The 17,259-nt window shown below is 49.7% G+C and carries 11 protein-coding genes; 5 read left to right on the forward strand and 6 right to left on the reverse strand.

The window, feature by feature from the left end; translation table 11 throughout:
• Nucleotides 1-130: 130 nt before the first annotated feature.
• The 4 genes from acpA to cysM all read left to right on the forward strand — a co-directional run bounded on the left by acpA (nucleotide 131) and on the right by cysM (nucleotide 5,534).
• Nucleotides 131-1,477 carry an acid phosphatase gene (gene acpA, locus BLS44_RS14960; protein ID WP_090390973.1) on the forward strand — a complete coding sequence of 449 codons (1,347 nt, stop codon included), beginning with the start codon at nucleotides 131-133 and terminating at the stop codon, nucleotides 1,475-1,477.
• 27 nt (nucleotides 1,478-1,504) lie between these two features.
• Nucleotides 1,505-3,343, forward strand: a complete 1,839-nt coding sequence (locus tag BLS44_RS14965; protein ID WP_090390974.1) for a cytochrome-c peroxidase — start codon at nucleotides 1,505-1,507, stop codon at nucleotides 3,341-3,343.
• Between the two features lie 324 nt (nucleotides 3,344-3,667).
• Nucleotides 3,668-4,495: a serine O-acetyltransferase gene (locus BLS44_RS14970; protein WP_245729222.1), complete on the forward strand. Its 828-nt coding sequence runs from the start codon at nucleotides 3,668-3,670 to the stop codon at nucleotides 4,493-4,495.
• Between the two features lie 166 nt (nucleotides 4,496-4,661).
• The gene (gene cysM / locus BLS44_RS14975; RefSeq protein ID WP_090390978.1) at nucleotides 4,662-5,534 is read left to right on the forward strand and encodes a cysteine synthase CysM; all 873 of its coding nucleotides are present in this window, start codon (nucleotides 4,662-4,664) and stop codon (nucleotides 5,532-5,534) included.
• 146 nt (nucleotides 5,535-5,680) lie between these two features.
• On the opposite strand, the gene BLS44_RS14980 is transcribed toward cysM, so the two are convergent.
• The 6 genes from BLS44_RS14980 to BLS44_RS15005 form a co-directional block, all read right to left on the reverse strand.
• On the reverse strand, nucleotides 5,681-7,615 hold the full coding sequence (locus tag BLS44_RS14980) for a sodium:solute symporter family protein (RefSeq protein ID WP_090390979.1): 1,935 nt from the start codon (nucleotides 7,613-7,615) through the stop codon (nucleotides 5,681-5,683).
• A gap of 137 nt (nucleotides 7,616-7,752) precedes the next feature.
• The gene (locus BLS44_RS14985; protein WP_090390980.1) at nucleotides 7,753-8,937 is read right to left on the reverse strand and encodes a glycoside hydrolase family 130 protein; all 1,185 of its coding nucleotides are present in this window, start codon (nucleotides 8,935-8,937) and stop codon (nucleotides 7,753-7,755) included.
• Nucleotides 8,938-8,975: 38 nt separating this feature from the next.
• Entirely contained in the window at nucleotides 8,976-10,685 is a 1,710-nt protein-coding gene (locus BLS44_RS14990) for an aryl-sulfate sulfotransferase (RefSeq protein WP_245729223.1), read from the reverse strand.
• Nucleotides 10,686-11,000: 315 nt separating this feature from the next.
• The gene (locus tag BLS44_RS14995) at nucleotides 11,001-12,632 is read right to left on the reverse strand and encodes a RagB/SusD family nutrient uptake outer membrane protein (RefSeq protein WP_090390984.1); all 1,632 of its coding nucleotides are present in this window, start codon (nucleotides 12,630-12,632) and stop codon (nucleotides 11,001-11,003) included.
• Nucleotides 12,633-12,684: 52 nt separating this feature from the next.
• Nucleotides 12,685-15,699, reverse strand: coding sequence for a SusC/RagA family TonB-linked outer membrane protein (locus BLS44_RS15000; protein WP_090390986.1), 3,015 nt, complete (start codon nucleotides 15,697-15,699; stop codon nucleotides 12,685-12,687).
• 434 nt (nucleotides 15,700-16,133) lie between these two features.
• Nucleotides 16,134-16,571, reverse strand: coding sequence for a DUF6526 family protein (locus tag BLS44_RS15005; protein ID WP_090390988.1), 438 nt, complete (start codon nucleotides 16,569-16,571; stop codon nucleotides 16,134-16,136).
• Between the two features lie 224 nt (nucleotides 16,572-16,795).
• Between BLS44_RS15005 and BLS44_RS15010 the strand changes: the two genes are divergently transcribed.
• Nucleotides 16,796-17,200: an RrF2 family transcriptional regulator gene (locus tag BLS44_RS15010; RefSeq protein ID WP_090390990.1), complete on the forward strand. Its 405-nt coding sequence runs from the start codon at nucleotides 16,796-16,798 to the stop codon at nucleotides 17,198-17,200.
• The last annotated feature ends 59 nt before the right edge of the window (nucleotides 17,201-17,259 follow it).

A 17,259-nucleotide genomic window follows, 5' to 3' on the forward strand; every position in this document is an offset into this window, starting at 1 on the left:
AGGCTTTCAGAACGATTAAAAATGCCTGGGATCTGAGTAACAGGATACCTGCGGATCAGGTTCCGGTAAGCTCTTTAACCAGCCCCATACATCTTTTATTAATTATTAAATCTTCAAAAAGGAAAGCAGGATGTCTATACAACGGTTTTTTTTTATCTTCCTTATTGTTTTCGGGATCAGCAGTTGCGGAACCAGCAAAAAAGCCCAGCGAGGGGATGTTTCATTTGACGAGGGGATCCGGCAGATCAACCACCTGGTGGTGATTTATATGGAAAACCACAGCTTTGATAACCTGTATGGTGAGTTCAAAGGAGTAAACGGAATCCGGAACGCCCAACGGAAAAAAATTGTACAGGTAGATGCGAAGGGGATCCCTTATAAGTACCTGCCCGAGATTCCGAGGAACAATGCCTTTCCTACCAACCTGCCCAATAAGCTTTTTAATATCGATCAATACGTACCTTCTGATAAAAAAACGCCGGATGTTACACACCGGTTTTATCACAACCAGTTGCAGATAAATGGGGGCAAGATGGATCAGTTTGCCGCCTATAACGATTCCAAAGGGCTGGCAATGGGTTACTACAACACCAGGAAGCTGCCGTTGTACCCGATAGCCCGGCAATACACGTTATGCGATAACTTTTTTCAGAGCGTATTCGGCGGCTCCTATTTTAACCATGTATACCTGATTGCGGCAGCTGCACCCGTTTGGCCCAACGCTCCCAAATCGATGATCGCCGAGGTAGATGCAGCGGGCAGGATGAAAAAAGACGGGATCGTTACGCCGGATGGTTATGCGGTCAATCATGTGCTGTCCCGGAACTGGCCCTATCCCCTGAAATCGGATACATCCAAATTATTGCCTTCCCAAACGATGCCGACGATCGGAGACCGGCTGAGCGAGAAAGGCGTATCCTGGGCCTGGTACTCGGAAGGATGGGATGATGCAGTGGCCGGGCGGAAGAATAATTTTGCATATAACCACGAGCCCTTCCTGTACTTTGCCAAATACGAAGAAGGCACAGAAGGACGGAAGCATCTGAAAGACCAGAACGATTTTATAAAAGCAGCAAAAGAAGGTACATTGCCCAGCGTTTCATTTGTGAAACCCGGGGGCGGAAATGACGAGCACCCGGGCAGTTCCGATGTATATTCTTCAGAGCAGCTGGCTGTGAACCTGATCAACGCGGTGCTGGAGGGGCCCAACGCAAAGGATGCGCTGGTGGTACTGACCTATGATGAGTTTGGCGGTTTCTTTGATCATGTACCTCCGCCGGTTATCGACCGATGGGGACCCGGAAGCCGTATCCCGGCCATTGTTATCGGGCCCTTCGCAAAGAAGAACCATGTAGACCATACCCAGTATGAAACGGTAAGCATTCTTTCTTTCATTGCACATAGATGGGGCACAGCTCCGCTGGCCGAACGGGATAAGAATGCAAGCCCGTTCAGGAATGCCCTCATCTTTAAATAACCACGGTTGACCCGGGGGAGCTGTGTTATGTATAAAGCGATTGGAATAGCAGCGTTGTTGTTTACAGGGCTACTTGTTGTAAGCTTTTCCTCTTTTTATCCGGGTTGGGATCATGCGGCAGCGGGCCCGCGCGAACGGAAAATCCAGGCAACCGTTTTTAACCAGATCGTTTTCTTCCGCAATTATGTAAAAGATACCCTGCTTGTGGAGGTCAGCAAAAAAAAGCCGGACCTGCAAAGACTGCAGCAGGTGTTTTTGAGATCAAGACTATTATTTAAGGAATTTGAATGGGCTGCCGCCTATTTTGCGGCAGACCTGACAGAACGGTTAAACGGACCGCCTGTAGAGGAGATCGAGAATGCCGACCTGTTGGACCCATCGCTGGCCCGCGCTATTGATCCGATGGGGTTGCAGATGATCGAACAGCTGATCTACCCGGTATACGATACTGCGGGGAGAAAGGCGCTGATCAGTGAAGCAGAACATCTGGTGACCAATACGGGATACCTGGTTGCTTATTTTGCTGATCACCCGCTGGCTGACTGGCGGATACTGGACGCTGCCAAACTGGAAATATTCCGGGTCATTTCCCTGGGCATTACCGGGTATGACAATGCGCTTTCTTTGAACAGTATGGAGGAATCGTCGGTGTCGTTAAAAAGCCTGCGGGATGTCCTCACCTGGTATACCGGTAAAAAGCAGCAAACGCCCCTGTTGTCTGATCTGGATGCTGCTATTGCATACCTTCATCAAAACCCCGGTTTTATTGCCTTTGACAGAGCGGCATTCATAACCCGTTTTGCCAATAAGATCAGTACCGGCATCGCCCTGCTGGAGAAAGCATTGCCGTCTCCGGGGATCCAGTACAACCGGATGCTCCGGCAGGAGGCAGGAACCTTGTTTGACCCCGATGCGTTCAATGTGAATGCATTTGCCCCGGGACCGGAATTTCATATAACCGATGCCAAAATAAGATTGGGTGAAAAACTCTTTTTTGATGCATCGTTGTCGGGTACCGGCACCCGGAGCTGCGCCTCCTGTCACCAACCCGAACGGGCATATACAGACGGTCTGGCCCGGCCGGCTGATATCCGCGATCCTGCAAAACTGTTGGAAAGAAATGCGCCAACCCTGCTTAATGCCGCCCTACAGTCGAACTACTTCTATGACATGAAAGCGCTTACCCTGGAGGACCAGGTGCGGGATGTGATCTGTAACAAAGCAGAAATGGATGGCTCCATGGAGGCTGTCATAAAATATATTGCGGGGAATGGCAGCTACCGCCCCTTGTTGGCAAAGGCTTTCCCTGCAAAGAAAGAGCCGGATATTCATCCGGATGAGGTAACGAATGCGCTGGCTTCCTATGTACGCAGCCTTACAAGGCTTAACAGCCGGTTCGATGCCTATATGCGCGGTGATGACGGCGCTTTGTCGGGGCAGGAATTGAGGGGTTTTAACCTGTTTGCGGGAAAAGCAAAATGTGCTACCTGTCATTTTATTCCTTTGTTCAATGGAATCGTTCCTCCCAAGTATGTTGGAAGTGAAACAGAGGTATTGGGCGTTCCTGCTTCGCTTACAGATTCCACACTGGACCCGGATCCTGGTTATTACAGGGTGATCGGCATCGATTCCTATAAAAATGCATTTAAGGTTCCCGGCGTCAGGAATATTGATAAGACGGCGCCCTACATGCATAATGGAGTATACCAGACCCTGGATCAGCTACTGGAGTTTTATAATAAGGGAGGGGGTGCGGGTTTGGGGATCTATCTGCCCAATCAGACGCTTCCCCGGGAAAATCTGCATCTTACCGAGAACGAAAAAGAAGATATTATTGCCTTTATGAAGAGCCTGGAAAGTAAGTAGCACAGTGTTGTTTTTTGCGGGCTATTTCAGCGGTAGGTACCGCATACAAAGCAGGTATGTTTTCTGCCAGGTAAAAAATAAGAGGGGTGTACGACGGTCTGGAAAGATTACGAACCCCACTCTTAGCCCTCTAAACCGCTGTAAAGATATTGCGTGAAAATGGTTCCTACATATTGTGGGTGCTGGTATTCGATGGAATGCCGTTCTCCTTAGCCGGGACCGGCAATAGCATCGGTAAAATAATGTCCGGAAGCGGGTTCAGATACGGTTGACCTGGCCTTTTGCTACTTTTTACCCCGGGTTTTTAATTATTGTGGTAGATTTGTGGGGAAGGATCATGTGAATATGGACAAACAATTTTACCAACAGATATTTGAATCGCAAAAAGGAGTGCCCGCAGTGCCTCCGAATCATGTTATTGCCGCCTGGGCAGATGCGCTGATCTGCCTGCTGTTTCCTGAGCGTGCTGATTGTTTTCCTATCAGCATAGATGAGGTGCATCATAAGCTGGAGCTCCGGGAAAAAGAACTGAAGGCCATTATGGAACTTACTGATACCTGTGAGCAGGTATCAAAAAAAGCAGGCAGCTTCTTCAGGCGGTTACCCGAATTGTATCGCTTATTGAACACGGATATTGAAGCAATTCTTTCCGGTGATCCCGCGGCCAAAACAAGGTTCGAAGTGATCCGCGCTTATCCCGGCTTTTTTGCCATTGCTTATTACCGTATAGCCCATGGGCTGTTAAGCCTGCAGATCCCGCATCTGCCCCGCATTCTTACCGAGCATGCGCATGGCATTACCGGTATCGATATCCATCCCGGCGCCACCATCGGTGCGTATTTCTGTATTGATCATGGCAGCGGCACAGTGATCGGGGAGTCGACCCTCATTGGTGCGCATGTAAAGATCTACCAGGGCGTTACCCTGGGCGCCCTTAGCGTGGATAAGAGCCTTATGGACCGCAAGCGCCATCCTACAGTAGAAGATGGCGTGGTGATCTATTCCAATGCCACCATACTTGGGGGTGACACGGTGATCGGCAGCAACAGTATTGTGGGCGGGAACGTATGGCTTACGCGGAGTATACCGCCCAATTCAAAAGTATACCACCGGCCGTCCATCGACCTGGTGGAGCAGGAAATACTGGAGTAGCGATCTGCTCCTGTATCTGTTTCAGGTGTTTCCCCGATGGCTATCGGAATCAACGGTACAGGGTTTTATGTTGAATGCTGAAACTTTGTGCCTGCTGCTCGGATAGCCGACAGCTAATGGCTGGAGGCCAACAGCTGGATTTTGTAATTTTAGAATTTGTTTCGATATGGCTTCTTTACTGGACCTGGTGGGCAATACCCCCATGGTGGAACTCAGAAAACTTAATCCCAACCCTCAAGTTAAGGTATTTGCCAAACTGGAGGGCAATAATCCCGGTGGCAGCGTTAAGGATCGTGCGGCTTTAAATATGATCGCTTCGGCGTTGGAACGGGGCGCTATAAAACCCGGGGATAAACTGGTGGAAGCCACCAGTGGAAACACCGGTATTGCCCTGGCCATGATAGCACGGTTTTATGACCTTGAGCTGGAGCTGGTAATGCCCGATACTTCTACCCGGGAGCGGACATTGACCATGGAGGCTTTTGGTGCCCGGGTAACATTGCTGACAGGAATGGAAACCTGCCGTGACTATGCAGAAGCGAAAGCTGCCGAAGGGGAGGCTTTTATCTTAAACCAGTTTGCGAACGATGATAACTGGGGCGCGCATTATAAAACCACGGGTCCCGAAATATGGAGGGATACCGGCGGCGCTGTTACACATTTTGTAAGCGCGATGGGGACGACCGGTACCATTATGGGATGCTCCCGGTTTTTAAAGGAGCAAAACCCCGATGTACAGATCATTGGATGTCAGCCAACCGAAGAGGCTTCCATTCCCGGTATCAGGAGATGGCCGGAAGCCTATCTTCCCAGGATATTTGATCCAGGGAGAGTAGACCGCGTAATGGATATTACCGAGGCAGAAGCTGTCAGTTATACACGGAGGCTGGCAAAAGAGGAAGGGGTATTTGCAGGTATGAGCACCGGGGGTGCGGCTGCTGCGGCCTTCCGGATGGCATCAGAGATACAGGAAGGAACCATTGTGTTTATTGCCTGCGATCGTGGCGACCGGTACCTGAGCAGTACGCTTTTCGGATAAGCTTTCAGGGCCGGGCCCGTTTTTACACTTGATGAACCCGGCCCGTTGTTTGGGACAAAGTTATCTCACTTTTCGTCAACTACCAGTGGATGTAAGGGCTCCCGTTTAAAAAGCCGGTAAGAATGATGCTGAAGTATTTTTCACTATTACTGGTACTTCTGCTGGCCTTGCTGCCGTTCCTCCCCGCAGTTGCCCTGCTCCCCGGAAGGCTCTTTTATCAGGGTCTTCATAAACAGGTTGTATGCTTCTTCTTCGCGGTTCATTTTATCGTACCAGTTCTTTTTCAGGATCCAGGTGGTAATGCCCAGGACGAGGATCGTATTGAACAGGGATAACTGTTGCTGCAGCACAATGTACATGGGGATCAGCGTAAGGCAGCATTGCCAGATGATGCCAACGGCCACGTTTAGCATATCACGCCCGAAAGCGGTATTGGTCCTGAGCCCGGGATAGCGGTTGCAGGCTTCTTCTGCCACCGGCTTCCAGAAACCCCAGGGACGTACTTTTACATAAAAGCGGACCAGGGTATCCATGTCTGTCGGCTTCGACGTAAGGGTGCCTGCAATACAACCGGCAAGAGACAGGAGCAGCAGCACCGGGAAATAATAGAGGGGCAGTGTATCCGGGAAAAATTCCGGGATGATCATGGCTGCGGCAATGCCGGTGAGCATTCCCCAGAAAAACCCATTGCCATTAAAACGCCACCAGTACCACTTTAATACGTTGGCTGCAATATAGCCACCATATAAAGCAGAAACGATCCATTGCAGCACGGAGTTAATGTTGTGGATGTAAATGCCGATAATAGTGCTGAAGACGACCACTGCTACTGCAATGACGTAGCTGGCGCGTATCTGTACCCTGGAGGAAGCATCCGGGTTGATGTATTTCAGGTATACATCATTGATGAGGTAGGCCGGAGCTGCGTTGACGGTGGAGGCAAAGGTAGACATAAAGGCAGACAGGAGGGCGGCCAGCAACAAGCCCGTAAGTCCCACGCCCAGGAACTGGTGAATGGCCCTGGGGAGTATGGTTTCGAAATCAATGCCGGTGCCCTGCAGGCGGAAATCACTACTGAAGAACACAACCGCCAGTACGGTAAATCCCATGATCATCAGGTACCGCGGGATCAGCAGGAATACAGATACCGAACCACTCATTAAAGCAGCTTCCCGGGGGCTTTTACAGGCAAGGATCTTCTGCATATCATAATTGGGTGCGGGACCGGCCATGCTGAAGAAGATGCCCTTGAATAACATCATCATTACAAAAATGGCAAAAAGACCATATTGGTCTTCTGCGATCTTATTGGTGATAACGGGCAGCAGCCGGCTCCAGTCCAGGTCCAGGGTCCATCCAAAGAATGGGGTATTCCATCCCGCAGGCGTATGGGCTGCCAGCAGTTCCGGGCTTACCCGGGTAATGGCCGTAACCGCGATCACGATCCCGGCCGTTGTTTTAATGACAAACTGGATCACATCTGCCCATACGATCCCCTTCATGCCGCCCAGCATACCATAAAAAGTGGCAATGGCCGTAAAGAAAATACCATAAAGATGCGGGGCATATTGCGGATCAATACGCAAAGGAAGATAGGGGGCCACTGAACTCCAGGGAAGAAACACTTCGATGAATTTGCCAATGCCTACAAAGCCATAGCTAAGAAACCCGATAACGCCGATAATGGCATACAGGACAACAATAGTGTGCGAAAGCCTTGCACCTTTGCCCTGCCCAAACCGGGTACCGATCCATTCGGCGCCGGTGCGTACCCCCGAACGGCGCAGCCATACGGAGAGATAAACCATCATAAAGATCTGGTTGAACACCGGCCACAGCCAGGGGATCCAGAGACTCTTTAACCCATAGGTAAAAGCCAGGTATACCAGCCACATGGTTCCGGAAATATCAAACATGCCGGATGAGTTGGAGAGCCCCAGTAAATAAAAGGGAAGGGTTTTTCCGCCCAGCAGGTAGGCATCCATATTCTTTGATGCCTTTTTTTTGAGCAATAGCCCGATAATGATCATTGCGATCAGGTATATGGCAACAATAGCCGCATCGATCCAATCAAGCTTCATGCAAAGTTTTTTTAACCTTTTATATCGTCAGATAAGCAAATATCGGCTTCCTGTTCCTTATTGACGGCATAGAAAGGCTGTTTTCTTTGCAAAGTAATGCCGGGTTCACCGGGGCGACGGCTCAAAAAAGCTTTCTTTTATGCATACCGTTCCAGGAAGGCATTGTTTTTATCGATCAGCTCATTGATCCGTTTTACCGATTCTGCCGACCGGAAGCCGTCACGGGGCGTATGCAGGCAGTAATCCAGCAGCCGGTCAATGGTCGATACGGCCACATGCATGCGGGTGTCGCTGGATGCATAGTAAATGTACACGGTGCCATCATCATCGGAGATCCAGCCGTTGGAGAACAACACGTTGGATACATCACCGGTGCGCTCCTCATTTTCGGGTGCGAGCAGGTATCCCCCGGGCTCCGCAATTAACCTGGAAGGATCATCGAGCGCAGTCAGGTAAATATACAATACATAACGCAGACCTGAAGCACAGCTGCGCACTCCATGCGCCAGGTGTAGCCAGCCCCTGGCCGTTTTAATAGGCGGGGGGCCTTCACCGTTCTTCAGTTCTTTGATGGTATGGTACTGCCGGCTGTTAATGATCTTCTCCGAATGAATGACGGGGGAGCAAAGATCATCGATCAATGCCCAGCCAATGCCTTCGCCGTTGCCGGCAAGAATGAAACTGTCCTGCGGCCGGGTATAGAGTGCATATTTCCCGTTCACAAATTCGGGGTGCAGTACAACGTTCCGTTGCTGGCTTGCTGCACTGAAGTTGGGCAACCGTTCCCAATTGACAAGGTCGCGGGTACGTACAATGCCTGAGGCGGCAAGGGCGGCCGAATGGTCGCCGGGGGCGGCTTCCGGATGGTGCCGCTCGCTGCAAAAGATGCCGTAGATCCAGCCGTCTTCATGTACTGTAAGCCGGATATCGTAGATATTTGTTTCCGAAGGTGACAGGTCCGGTAATGATACCGGTCTTGGCCAGAAGCGGAACTGGTCGATGCCGTTGGGACTTTCGGCTATAGCAAAAAAGGATTTGCGGTCAACGCCTTCCACCCGTACCATCAGCAGGTACCGGCCCTTCCATTTAATGGCTCCGGAGTTGGATGTGGTATTCACGCCTATGCGCTCCATGCAAAGCGGATTGGTGCAGGGGTCCAGGTCATAGCGCCAGGCAACCGGAACATGCTGCCGGGTAATAACGGGGTTCCGGTATCTGCGTACAATGCCATTGTAGTCGCTCAATGGCGTGTTTATTTTTGAGATCAGTTGTTCCTGTTCGCGGATGATCGTTTCCAAACGTTGCTCAAAATGTTCTGTCATAATTGCTGTCTTTCTTACAGGAGGCTCTTAAAGCATTGTCAGAGCGTCTCCGGGTAAAGGGGCATACGGTTCACCCTGTGAAATGCGGTACCGCTGGGCGTAGCGATCTCCATTTCAAATAGCACCTCGTTGGTTGTGGGATCTATTTCGATGATACGCCCGCCGGATCCGATGGAAGTGGGTACCCCCATCCCCGGGCAGAACAATACGTGCCTGGTCTGGGGCAGGAGCTGTACCCCGGAAATAGCCTGTGAAAAGCCCTCTGCGCCCCGTTCTTTGCCAAAGGACCAAACCTGCTGTACAGTCTTTTTATTTTCATCGATCCGGTACTCCACTACGCGGCTGTAGTTGGTGACGCCCGGGCTAAAATTGGGTATCCAATTACGGTTATACCCGTTGTCAAATACCAGGATATGGTCATCGGCTATCACAACAGGAGTATGCGGGCCCCAGGGCCAGTCGAAGCCTGCTGTATGCGCATCGCCGTTAATAACGGCCGGGTCCGTTACCGGAAGGCCGTTTTCATCCACCGGGTTTAACAGGTAGGGTTGATAGGCGGCTCCCCAGTATTTATGAGGAGAGATGATCCACCGGAGTTTGCCGGCATGGGTAAAACGGAAAATACCCTGGTACCTTGCGGTGGCCAGCAGGTCATTTCCGATTTCATTAATTGAATTATTATGTGCCCAGTTTGTAGGGTTCTGGGAGTATTGCGGAGGCGTGATCCCATCAGGTTTTACATAGCGGGCGGTATCGAGCAGGTTGGCAAGATCCCATTCACTGACCAGTGCGCCGGACTCCGGGTTCAGCTCGATGATATGGTCATTGATGCGTGGCTGCCCATTCGTTAAACGTGCTGCAGGACTGGTAACGGTGATCAGGAAATTTCCATTGGCCGCTTCTTTGATTTCGTGATGAAAGGTATAGCCTGGCTTTTGAAGATCCCATTGATGCAGCAGGTTCCCGAACATATCAAGTTCTACGATCCTTGGCTGCAATTGGTCCCCGGCGATGAAGGTTCCTTTTTTTGTGCGCTTTAAGCCGATGGATGTGGAAAGCTTTTGCAGGTTGGGCGATGATTTTAAAAGCAATAACCATCGTAACTCCCCTTCGTTGTCGATCATATAAGGCAGCGACACATCTGCTTCCGACATCCCGGGATAGTTAACCAGATTGATCCCCGGCTCCATTTTTCCCGGCTGGCTTTTTACCAGTTTCCATTTGGGAAAATCCTGTACGGTAAGCGGCGTTGTTCGGATATGGATTGTTGTGCTGCCGCGCTCCCGGCCTTCCCGGTCGGTAAAGGTAAGATCTACTGTATTGTCGTAGCCGGCATACAGGCCAAAAACAGGCACGCTCTGGCGTGGCTTATCCTCGTGGCACAGGTGTGTAATGGTGCCCGCCTCCCCGTTTTTACCGTGTACGGTTACCTTTACCCGGCCATAAGTGGGCAGCCATACATTTACGAGGGCGGCGAGTGGGTTGTAACCTGACGGGTTAAGCGTTATATCCTCCACTATATAGTCGAGGCTGGTACCTTTGGCAGGGATAACCAGCCCGGAGCCGTCGCTAAAGGTGATCCCGGTGCGCCAGCGTTCAGGCTCGGGTACAATCTTTGTAATGTCCTGTACCGGAACCTGCAACGATCCCTGTTCAAAATTAAAAATATATTCCCCGTTATTCCTGGAAATATCGAGCAATAAGTCCCCCTGATCTGCCCTGTCGCTCAGGGATTGTTTTGATGGCATGTTTGTAAGCCCATCATCACGGCGTGTACAGGAAAATAGCAATAGCACCAGTCCTAATAACAGGCCGGGGACTATACGATTCCTTTTTAAGTGACGGGAGCGGGTTATCAGCATGTCGGATGTTGTTTAATGTTGCTTTTAAACTGCCGGATCGTTTGCCATACCGGGCAGTAATCAAATGACCTTTCTGTTGGAGAGATAAAAACGAAACAGATTACCGGACTAAAACCATTAAGGGCCAGCTGCCGGAAATGCGCGCTGCCGGCGGGTTGTGCCAGGCAGCGCGCTTATCTTCCATCCTGTAGTATGACTTGTCTAACGCCACAATGTGTGCTGTTGCACTGCTGTATTGGTATTTATCTCCGATTCGGGAATGGGCAGATAGTAGTGCTTGGGCTGGAAATTATTGGCGCCCTGCTTTTGATTGGTCACAAAGATCTGCTTCATTTCGGCCGGTGTGTACCAGCGTTTCAGGTCAAAGAAGCGATGCCCTTCAAAGAAAAACTCCAGTTCATTCTGCCGAACCACTTCGTTCATCAGTTCACCGGCACCTGCCCAGGTTTTGTTTTCGTTAAGCCCGGCGCGTTTCCGGATGCGCTTCAGATCGGTGATCGCGTCCTGCAGGTTCCCGTTTTTAATACAGGCTTCTGCATGAAGCAACAGGACCTCGGCAAAACGGATCACGCGCAGGTTATTATTGTTATTGGCCGCATTGTACATACTGTTGGCGCCCTCTTCGTTCTTGTAAAAATTGGTGTATTTTTTTAACAGGAAACGTCCGGCCTTATCACCTATTTTCGGATAGGTCAATCCTGTGTTTACCGACATTTTTGCCTGGGCTTCATGCCAGAGCCAATCGAAATCATGATTGCCAAACCAGGAGCCATCGGTCAACCCTGTTTCATAATCGGAGTACTTCCAGAAGAAGCTGGTGTACATCCGTTTGTCGAAACGGGTATCAGAGCCTGCGGGACGCTCTTCGCTTACAAAATCGCGTACAATGGATATACCCGGCACTAATTTAAACCAGGCGCCGGTACCAGCCGGTCCGCAAAAATTGGGTAATGCAAAACCCAGCTGGCAGGAGGCGCAATCATTGCCCCATATTCCGCCGGAACCCAAAAATCCATCATAGGATAATTCAAATACCGACTCTTTGTTAAACTCGGTGGTTTCTTTAAAATTGTCTTCAAAGTTCTCCGTTAAATCATAGTTATAAGGTGCGGTGAGCAGGGCCTTTAACTCGGTCTCGGCCTCGGGGTATTGTTTGGTATATACCAGGGCCTTACCCAGGTATGCGATAGCTGCGCCCCTGGTAACCCGGCCTTTCTCGCCGTCAGGTCTGCTCACAGGCAGGTTCTCCTTGGCTACCTTAAAATCTGCTATAACCTGCTTCCATACATCCGCTTCCGGTGAGGAGGGCTTATTACCGCCGTCCGGATCATCGCCTGCGGGCAACAATCGCAGCGGCACATCGCCAAAATTGGCAGCCAGCAAAAAATAGTACATGCCCCGTAAAAAGCTTACCTCACCGATCATCTGTTTCTTCTTACCGTCATCCATTTTTACCCGGTCAATATTTTTCATAAATACATTGGCCCTGTTGATCCCTTTGTACAGGTCTCCAAAATTGCTTCCCGCGGTACCGGCGGAGTTAAGGAAATTAACATACTCCCAGGTAAAGGGCTCTTCACCAATCAGGAACCACATGTCATCGGCCCTGTTCAGGGTCTGATAGCCGGAATAAGCACCGAAATAGCCATCCATTTGATTGCGGATGGGTGAATAAATGGTAGGAATGGCAGCCAGTGCATCAGACTCCGTTTGCCAATAGGTTGCTTCTACGGGAAGGTTGGGGTTGACTTTGTTTAGAAAATCTTTGTTACAGCCACCCAGGAACAACAGAACTGCTGCCGCCGCTGTATATTTTTTTATTGAAAGCCTCATTATTACTATTTTAAAAGAAATAAAAATTGTGATACAAAATGCCGTTTCAACATTAAAAATTGGCCTGTATGCCAAACATAATGGTACGTGCCAGCGGAAAACGGCCATAATCAGTACCCGCTGAAAACACACCGGTATAATCGCCGTTTTCGCCATTGCTTTGCCCCAGGTCAGGTGTATAGCCTTTGTATTTGGTAGCGGTAAACAGGTTGTCTGCTGCCAGGAAGATACGGCCGTTCTTTAATGTGGCCTTGCTTAACCACTGTTTAGGCAGCGTGTAGCCCAGTTCCACTGTTTTTAGGCGGAAGAATGCACCGCTCTCGATCCAGCGATCGCTTACCCGCCGTTTATTATCATTGGGGTCCTCCCGGGTGTAGCGGGGGATATCGGTATTGGTGTTGGAGGGAGTCCAGGAGTTCAGCAGGCTTGCTGAGTGGTTGTTTACCTCGTTGGTCTGCTCCATGCGTGCACGGGTATAATTGTATATTTTGTTGCCGTACATGCCGTCAAAGAAGAAAGCCAGGTCTACTCCTTTGTAATCCAGTCCGCCCCGTATGCCATAAGCCAGTTTGGGGAAGGGGCTTCCTACGTACTGGCGGTCATTGTTGTCAATTCTTCCATCACCATTAAAATCAACAAATTTAATATCGCCACCCCTTGCTTTGGGCTGTATTACGTTACCGTTGGCATCTTTGTACGCCTGCGCTTCGGCATCTGACTGAAACAGGCCGTCGGTTTTAATTACCCAGAAACCGCCGATAGGGTATCCCACTTTAGCCCAGCTCACAACGCCCTCACCCCGTGGATTAAAGCCTTCAAATTGCTGCACAGTGCCCACGGTTACGGCGCTCACTTCATTTTTAACCGTGGAGGCGTTTACACCAATAGTATAGTTCAATGCGCCAACAGCATTTCTGTACGTGGCTAAAAATTCGAAGCCTTTATTGCTGATGGTTCCGGCATTCATCACCGGTGAGCCTGTAAGTCCTGTAGAAGGGGGCTGATTGATATTGAGCAGTACCCCCCTGGTATCTCTTATATAATAGTCGGCGCTAATGTTGAGTTTATTCCTCAGAAAGGCCAGGTCCAGTCCTATATTGCTGGTAACGGTTTCCTCCCAGGTAAGGTCCGGGCGGGAAACCCAGTTGATACCGGTAATGGATCCGGGCCACAGCTTGCCGCCCTGTATGTAGTTGATGCCATAGGTAGTGATGTTCTGCGTGGTGTAATTGGGTATTTCCTGGTTACCCAGCCTGCCGTAGCTGGCACGTACTTTCAGCTCATTTACGGTGTTTTTTGCGGCCTCAAAGAAGCGTTCATTCATCACATTCCAGCCCAGGGCGATAGAGGGGAATACCCCGTAGCGATGTCCGTCCTCGAACTTGGACGATCCGTCCCGGCGCAACGATGCCGTCAGCAGATAACGGCTGTCATAGCTATATACTAAACGGCCAAACTGAGATATGAGCGCTGCTTCCTGCAGACTTCCGGATGTAGACTGATCGGGTAAGGCCCCTGCGTTAATAGCATCGGTTCCAGAAGGAAGATCTTTCCGGCTGGCTCCAAAGCCCCGGCTGGTATTTTCCTGGGCCGAATAACCTGCTAAAACATGAATGGTGTGCTTGTTAAGTGTGCGGTCGTAATGCAGGGTGTTTTCAATGAGCCACTGATTGTTGAAAAAAGCATTTTCGTTAAGATAGGATTGCTGATTGGCTGTGCCATAGGTATAGGCCAGACCCCGGTCATAATTCCTGCCGGTGGTCCGGTTAATACCAACATTGAGTCTGTATTTTAACCCTTTTATAAACAGATCTGCTTCGGCATAGCCATTCAGCATAATATCCGTCTGATATACGTGCTTGTTATGCAGGTTTAAAAAACCAACAGGGTTTTCTAAATTTTTCATCCACGGGGCATAAGTGGCATAGCCCCCCAATATAGCGGGATCATAAATCGGCAGTAATGCATTCTGACGCAGCACATCGGTGATGGTCAGGTCGGAATATTTGCGGTCGCCCGATTTAATTAAGAAGGTATTACCCATGCGAAAATGATCGTTGAAAAAACTGAACGTATTTTTGGTACGTATGGTAAATGCCTTATAGCCGGTGGTTTTTAAAATACCGTCCTGATCCATATAGCCCGCAGAAACATTGTAGGTAGATCGCTCACCTCCACCGGATACATCTAAATTTACTTTGTTGATGGGCGCCGTGTGAAACACTTCGTTCTGCCAGTTGGTATTGGCCATAAAGCTTTCTGCCTGGGCGGGCAGCAGGCCGTTTTCTTTTTCAATGGCCTTCCATTGCGGACCGCTCATTAAGTCCATTTTTTTGGGAAGGCTTTGCACCCCCGTAAAGGCATTGATGCCGATAACGGCCGGGCTGTTTTTACGTCCTCCCTTGGTGGTAACGATCACCACCCCATTGGCCGCCCGCGAACCATAGATGGCTGCGGCAGATGCATCTTTCAAAACCTCCAGGGAGGCAATATCATTGGGATCAACCAAATTAATATCGCCAAACACCCCGTCAATAACATAAAGCGGAGCGTTGCTGCGCAAAGAGCCAAGGCCGCGGATATTGATGCTTAAGCCTGCGCCCGGCGTACCTCCTGCGTTAGAGACGGATACACCTGCTATCCGGCCCTGTAAGGCGCCTGCAGCGCTTTTGGCCAGGTTGGACTGCAGGTCTTTACCGGTTACCGAAGCAACGGCACCCGTAAGATCTTTTTTCTTAATGGTCCCATACCCGATCACCACTACTTCGTCCATCTGGCTGCCTTCGTTCAGGGATACCGTGATGGTATTGGTGCCGGTAATGGAGGCTTCTGCGGTTTGAAGACCGGTATAGGTAAACTCCAGGGTTTGCCCTTTTTCCGCATTTAAAATGAAATTTCCGTTCTCGTCGGTTTGCGTTGCTGTCGTTGTTCCTTTTACTGTTACGGTAGCACCTGGCAGGGGATTGTTGTTTTTATCCCGTACCGTTCCTTTGACCTGTAATACTTGCTGGGCCCATGTAAAATGACTAATGGTTCCTAAAAGCAGTATGAGTAATACTTTTTTCATACATATGGCTTGTTTGGTAAAAAAATGATGGGATAAAACTACTGGAAACACTACCGGATGGATTTCACAATAACACCAAGTTCATTGAACAATTTTTCCTTTTATTTTGGGGGCCGCATGAGCGGTGCCCCGGGATAGTATTGTGCTGAAAGCGTCGTAAAGAGCCCCCTTTAAAGACAGGCAACCGGGCCGGGCAGTATGGTAAAGGCAAGCGCAGAGCTCTGCAGATAAAGGATCAACGGTGTTTTTGTTGAACGATTTGCTCAATCAGGTTGAAAAATCCGCTCAGGTCCGATGTTTTTGAGTGCAGGCATTGTCTATGGCATAAGCGTTCAGGGCGTTCCAACGGCTTAAGGCCGTAGGATGATCCTGGTTGAAGGTTATCATACCCATTTATAATATAAAGGGTAAGGACAAGCAGGCGGGCAGGGACTTTATACCCTCATAGTATCGGCTTTCCAGCTCCGGATCTGTTGTTTAATAGACCGGGGAGGAAGCGCTTCCTGCAGTGTTTTCTCGATCAGCGGCAGCAATTCTTCATCGGGGGCAAACCGCAGTGCTGCAACCTGCGAAAAAGACAGCAGTTGTTCCAGTGGGTCAAAGGGCTTGCCGGTGAGTACAAAATACCGGTGCCGCATTTCCAGCATTACCATCCGGTTTTGAAGCATAAGGGCATAATGCTGCCGCAGCATATAGGACAACCAGCCAATAAGCAGGATCAGCAGGGCGATAAAGATCCATACCGTTCTTAAAGCAGGATCACAGAAAATGTTGTAAACAGCGCCGGCTTCCAGCAGCAACAGGAAGGGATAAAAGACAAAATGATGCGGCGGATAATACCGGACATGATTGCTGAAACGCTGGCTGGCCATAGTAGAAATTTGCCGTTAAGATAACGGAAATTTCCGGGAGCGGCGCAAGTGCATGATCTTCTTTCGCCCTGGTTGATGAAACCCGGGGGCCTGTCTTCAGACGCCTGGTAATAGAAAGGGTATGCGCCCTGTACAAAAACGCCGCACGGAAAATTTAACATTCCCGGTTTCATTTTTTCAGGCGCTTGTCTGTATCTTTGTTCTGTAATAAAAATAATTACAGAATGATCAACGGGCGTTTTGCAACAGTAATTCATATCCTTACCCTGCTGGCACAGGAAGAGGGGGCATTAAGCTCATCTTATATAGCGGGGAGCATTAACATCAACCCGGTATTGGTACGAAAGGAGATCAGCGTTCTGCGGGCCGCCGGATTTGTTGTAACGCAGGAAGGTAAAAATGGCGGAAGCAGCCTGGCAATGCCTCCTTCAAAGATCCGGTTATCGGACCTGTATAGGGTCGTTTATAAGGAGGGCCTGTTTGCTCATTCCAGGAACCTGCCCAACCAGCACTGTACTGTTGGTAAACGTATCGGCGTTATTATGGACGGTTTAAATACCGAAGCGGAACAGGCTTTGCTGAAAAGGTTTCGTTCCATTACGATCAGGGACCTGCTGGAACGGGTTTGATTTTTTTTGATTTAAACTGTAATAAAAAATAATACAATTAAATAATAAAAATAGCAGAT

The organism is Niabella drilacis (genome assembly GCF_900101395.1).
Lineage (GTDB): Bacteria > Bacteroidota > Bacteroidia > Chitinophagales > Chitinophagaceae > Niabella > Niabella drilacis.

Coding starts and splice junctions, on each gene's coding strand:
- acpA (WP_090390973.1), top strand. CDS start 131: ATGTCTATACAACGGTTTTTTTTTATCTTCCTTATTGTTTTCGGGATC.
- BLS44_RS14965 (WP_090390974.1), top strand. CDS start 1,505: ATGTATAAAGCGATTGGAATAGCAGCGTTGTTGTTTACAGGGCTACTT.
- cysM (WP_090390978.1), top strand. CDS start 4,662: ATGGCTTCTTTACTGGACCTGGTGGGCAATACCCCCATGGTGGAACTC.
- BLS44_RS14980 (WP_090390979.1), bottom strand. CDS start 7,615: ATGAAGCTTGATTGGATCGATGCGGCTATTGTTGCCATATACCTGATC.
- BLS44_RS14985 (WP_090390980.1), bottom strand. CDS start 8,937: ATGACAGAACATTTTGAGCAACGTTTGGAAACGATCATCCGCGAACAG.
- BLS44_RS14990 (WP_245729223.1), bottom strand. CDS start 10,685: ATGCCATCAAAACAATCCCTGAGCGACAGGGCAGATCAGGGGGACTTA.
- BLS44_RS14995 (WP_090390984.1), bottom strand. CDS start 12,632: ATGAGGCTTTCAATAAAAAAATATACAGCGGCGGCAGCAGTTCTGTTG.
- BLS44_RS15000 (WP_090390986.1), bottom strand. CDS start 15,699: ATGAAAAAAGTATTACTCATACTGCTTTTAGGAACCATTAGTCATTTT.
- BLS44_RS15005 (WP_090390988.1), bottom strand. CDS start 16,571: ATGGCCAGCCAGCGTTTCAGCAATCATGTCCGGTATTATCCGCCGCAT.
- BLS44_RS15010 (WP_090390990.1), top strand. CDS start 16,796: ATGATCAACGGGCGTTTTGCAACAGTAATTCATATCCTTACCCTGCTG.